The following is a 3,650-nucleotide window of genomic DNA, read 5'->3' as shown; positions in this document are numbered from 1 at the left end:
GGCCTGGAACCGCCTCGTCGAGCAGCCCTGGACTATCATGTCCATCGGACTGCGCGATTGGGCGCATCGGTTCTGATCAATGGGATTTGGTATTACAGGGACGCGGTGGCGACCTTCCGGCACGGTCCGGCTCGAAGGCTTGTCTGCGGGCCGAGATCATGCACGGCACCGACAAGTTCATCGAAGCTGAAGGGCTTCACCACAATACGCTCCCGCATTCCCAGCATCTGGCCAGCGAGGCATTCCGGATTGCCGGTGGCATAGACGACCGGCAATCCAGGGGAATGTCGCCTTGCTTCGATCGCGACCGCAACACCATTCGGCCCCGCGCCGAGATTATAGTCGGTCACCAGCAGATCCGGCTGCCAGCCACTCTTGCCGTCCAGGATTTTCGCTGCTTCTGCGGCGTCACCGACATCCCTGCATTCGAAGCCGGCCTCTTCCAGCAGGTCGCGGACCAGCATCCGGATCAGCCACTCGTCCTCGACGATCAGTATACGCATGATCTTCCCCCACCCTGCGAACCCTTCCCCAAGGGTCTTATCCGAGGCGTTAACAAAATGCGGTAAGTTGCTCTGATCGTTCTTCACCAGGGCGTGACAGTACCGCGGCCGTGGCATTCAGATGGCCACATATGTTGCCAAAGCAACAATCACGGCGCCCTGACCTAGGCGATGGAGGTCGGAAAACTCGGCCCGCCGTGAGCGTATCCTTGAGCCACCCGATGCGGCTTGGCTCACGAATGCAATTCCAGCATCAGGCCGTGAAAGCGCGGATGACCGTATCACCGAAGCGCGGAAGGCTCTCCTCCAGGTTGGGCAGGAATGCATTGACGGGCAGCACGACCCTGCCGACGCCCCGGCGGCGCCTTTCCTCCACGGCCATGCAGGCATCCTGGCCGGCGCCTGGCAGCGCGTCGGGGCAGCCTGTGAGGATCTCGATAGCTTCCGGGTCACGCCCCGCTGCCTCGGCGCTGCGACGCACCACCTCGATCAGCGGCATGGTGTCGACCTGTGCCCCGATCGAAGGAAAGAAGCCGTCGCCGAGCCGCCCGGCCCGCCGCGCCGCCGCCTCGGAATGACCACCGACGATGATCGGCACGGTCCGTGCCAGCGGCTTCGGGTTGCAGCTTACCCCAGCGAAGGCGACGTAGCGGCCGGCGAAAGCGGCGCCGTCCTCGCGCCAGAGCGCACGCATGGCGGCGACATACTCGTCGGCGCGGCGCCCGCGCTCTTCAAAAGGCACACCGAGAGCGGTGAATTCCTCCCGCAGCCACCCGACGCCGATGCCAAGCTCGATCCGCCCACCGCTCATGTGATCGAGCGTCGCCACCTGCTTCGCCAGCACCAGCGGATTGCGCAGGGGCAGGATGATGACACCCGTCATCAGGCGCAGCCGTGTCGTCGCCGCTGCGGCGAACGCCATCCAGATCAGAGGATCCGGCATGTCGGTGAACTGGGAGCCCGGCAGCCGCCCGCCTTGTGCGTAGGGGTAGGTGCTCTCGTAGGCATCTGGCAATGCGACATGGTCGACAGCGAAGACGGAATCGAAGCCGGCGGCTTCAGCCAGCCTCGCCAGCCGGCCGGCACCGGCGCCATCAGGAAACGTGTTGTTGCCGAAATGCAGGGCGAATTTCATCGGCCGTCTTCCCCCTTGGGCGGCAGATGCTGGTCCGGCCGCCATGTTGAGGCCAGCATGGCAGCGTGACGCGCCAAGTCTAGCCTGCGCCACCTTGGCCTGCCCCACCCTGCCCTGCCCATGGCGGGCGCGATCGACGCGGCGGATACGATACGATATCGGACGGACCAGCCGCCTTCCCCCGTCGTCCCGCCGCGCTAGACTGGGATGTCCAAGAAAGGAGGCTGACCATGCCCAAGACCGAGATGTACATCCGGGGCACGAAGGTGCGCCAAGAACTGATGGGCGATGCCATGGCCGAAAGAATGGTCAGTGATGTCTATAATGACCCTTTGATGGAGAAATTCGCCGACTGGACGCGGGAAGCGGTTTTCGGCCTGCTCTGGACGCGGCCAGGCCTCGACCTCAAGACCCGTGCCCTGATCACCGTCATCACCGATACGGCGACGTCCGCTTGGCCCGAGTTGCGTATCCATCTCCGCATGGCTCGCCGCCAGGGTTGGACCGAGGATGAGTTGGGCGAGGCGCTGCTGCATACCGCCGGTTATATCGGCGCGCCCTCCGTGCGGGAGGCGCTGCTGGTGGCGCGGGAGGTTTTTGCTGAGTTGCGGGCAGAGGAATAGTGCCGCATTCGCTGATCCATCCAGCTTAGCGTTCCATAGCCTATCGCTCCTGAAGCGCAAGGAGAGGCGGCAACCATCCATGGGCCTCGATAGCCCGCATCGCCGATGACGTGCGCGATGCCATAGAAAAGCCACCGCGTTCAACACGACACCGCCGCGCTTCCGCACACTGGTGGGAATTGCCAAATTGACCACTTGCAGCCGAAACGAGGCAGTCGGGCGAAGCTGGGAGGGGTGGCGCCTGAACCCGCCACCTAATCTCGGCTATCGCTTCCGGTCGCAGTTATTGGCCACGCAGTTTGGCTCTACCACCCGTTCCAGCCCCAGCCTGCGGGTCTTTGGACTGATCTTGGTCGAGCGGGGCACCACGGTCGCCCACGAGAGCATCCGACGCCGCTGCCAAAGCTTCGTGACCGAGTTCGCCGGACGCCATGCCGGCGTCTTTTGCGGAAACGGTCTCGAACCAGTTGGTATAAGGCGTATTCGCAACCATGTGCCGGTTGTAGTCTGGGGCGCCATCCGTCCACCATGGCGGTCCGCGCTCGCCAAGCGCCCGCTTCGCCGCATCAACGCCAGACCGCGCAGCGCGGCGCGCCTCGGGATCGTCCTTCGCCTTCAGGACGGCACGGCGGGCGGCCATCAACTCCCGCACGAGCCGCTCGCGCTCGGCCAGTTCGAGCGCGGGGTTGCTCCGCCGCCACAACCGGCCGCGCACAACGAAGTACCGTCCGTCGGGCGTGTTGGGATAATCGGGATTGGTATGGTCGTGATCCATGCATCGCTGTTCCGCGTCATGCGCCGCGGCATCGCGGCCCGGTTACTTATCGATGCCATCGAGGTTGCACATGATGTGATTATCCCGGCTTGGTGCCAGGAATCTGAGTGCGAAATAAGCTGGGTCTTCCGGGTTGGATTCGACACGTAGGGCGGTGCCCCGTCCGAGCCGCACCATGATGCGCCATGTTTCGCACCAGCCCAGGCAGTGCAACCTGCGGCCGCGCTTAAGCACCTCATCCACATCTCCGATCTCGCCCGGCGGAACGCCGGACGGGCGCTTCCTGCCGAGCGGCATCAGGTGGGTCGTCGAACGGCTATCCGCCTGGCTCAGCCGCTACCGGCGGCTCAACATCGCCTACAACCGTGCCGCGGATCTCTTTGTCGGGGACATCCAGGATTGCGATGATCTCCATCATTGCGGGCTGGCTCGCCACCCAGGCGCAGCGGGGGATTCAATCACGCATAGCGTCTTCAGGATCGGGTCGGCCTAAGCTTTGACGAAATCGATATTGCCGCGAGGTCGTGTCCCACAGCGTGGTGTAGGAGCGGTGCTCCTCAGCGGGCTGTGCCGCAGTGTCAAACAGCTGCAACTGGCAGGCTGACGGCCGGAGT

Annotated in this window: 5 protein-coding genes; 1 reads left to right on the top strand and 4 read right to left on the bottom strand. The window is 64.2% G+C overall.

All coding sequences use genetic code 11. The features are described 5' to 3' along the window. Window positions 1–92: 92 nt before the first annotated feature. Together BLR02_RS27995 and BLR02_RS27990 are read right to left on the bottom strand one after the other, a co-directional pair. On the bottom strand, window positions 93–590 hold the full coding sequence (locus BLR02_RS27995) for a response regulator (RefSeq protein ID WP_218128107.1): 498 nt from the start codon (window positions 588–590) through the stop codon (window positions 93–95). Between the two features lie 166 nt (window positions 591–756). Next, window positions 757–1,638, bottom strand: coding sequence for an LLM class F420-dependent oxidoreductase (locus BLR02_RS27990; RefSeq protein ID WP_176849889.1), 882 nt, complete (start codon window positions 1,636–1,638; stop codon window positions 757–759). 230 nt (window positions 1,639–1,868) lie between these two features. Here BLR02_RS27990 and BLR02_RS27985 point away from each other — a divergent pair, with 230 nt between their 5' ends. Continuing rightward, a complete protein-coding gene (locus tag BLR02_RS27985) occupies window positions 1,869–2,261 on the top strand; it encodes a carboxymuconolactone decarboxylase family protein (RefSeq protein WP_090665469.1) in 393 nt (130 codons plus the stop codon). Between the two features lie 283 nt (window positions 2,262–2,544). Here BLR02_RS27985 and BLR02_RS30225 read toward each other — a convergent pair whose 3' ends face one another. Beyond that, window positions 2,545–3,036 carry a hypothetical protein gene (locus BLR02_RS30225; protein WP_218128106.1) on the bottom strand — a complete coding sequence of 164 codons (492 nt, stop codon included), beginning with the start codon at window positions 3,034–3,036 and terminating at the stop codon, window positions 2,545–2,547. A 42-nt stretch (window positions 3,037–3,078) separates the two neighbouring features. Continuing rightward, window positions 3,079–3,333 carry a hypothetical protein gene (locus BLR02_RS29150; RefSeq protein ID WP_143018390.1) on the bottom strand — a complete coding sequence of 85 codons (255 nt, stop codon included), beginning with the start codon at window positions 3,331–3,333 and terminating at the stop codon, window positions 3,079–3,081. Between the last annotated feature and the right edge of the window lie 317 nt (window positions 3,334–3,650).

Source organism: Belnapia rosea, assembly GCF_900101615.1.
GTDB lineage: Bacteria > Pseudomonadota > Alphaproteobacteria > Acetobacterales > Acetobacteraceae > Belnapia > Belnapia rosea.
Note: the sequence above shows the minus strand (reverse complement) of the source record. Positions and strands in the feature narration are given on the sequence as shown.

Excerpts from the sequence above, each read along its gene's own strand:
- BLR02_RS27990 (WP_176849889.1), bottom strand. The coding sequence starts at position 1,638 with ATGAAATTCGCCCTGCATTTCGGCAACAACACGTTTCCTGATGGCGCC.
- BLR02_RS27985 (WP_090665469.1), top strand. The coding sequence starts at position 1,869 with ATGCCCAAGACCGAGATGTACATCCGGGGCACGAAGGTGCGCCAAGAA.
- BLR02_RS30225 (WP_218128106.1), bottom strand. The coding sequence starts at position 3,036 with ATGGATCACGACCATACCAATCCCGATTATCCCAACACGCCCGACGGA.
- BLR02_RS29150 (WP_143018390.1), bottom strand. The coding sequence starts at position 3,333 with ATGCCGCTCGGCAGGAAGCGCCCGTCCGGCGTTCCGCCGGGCGAGATC.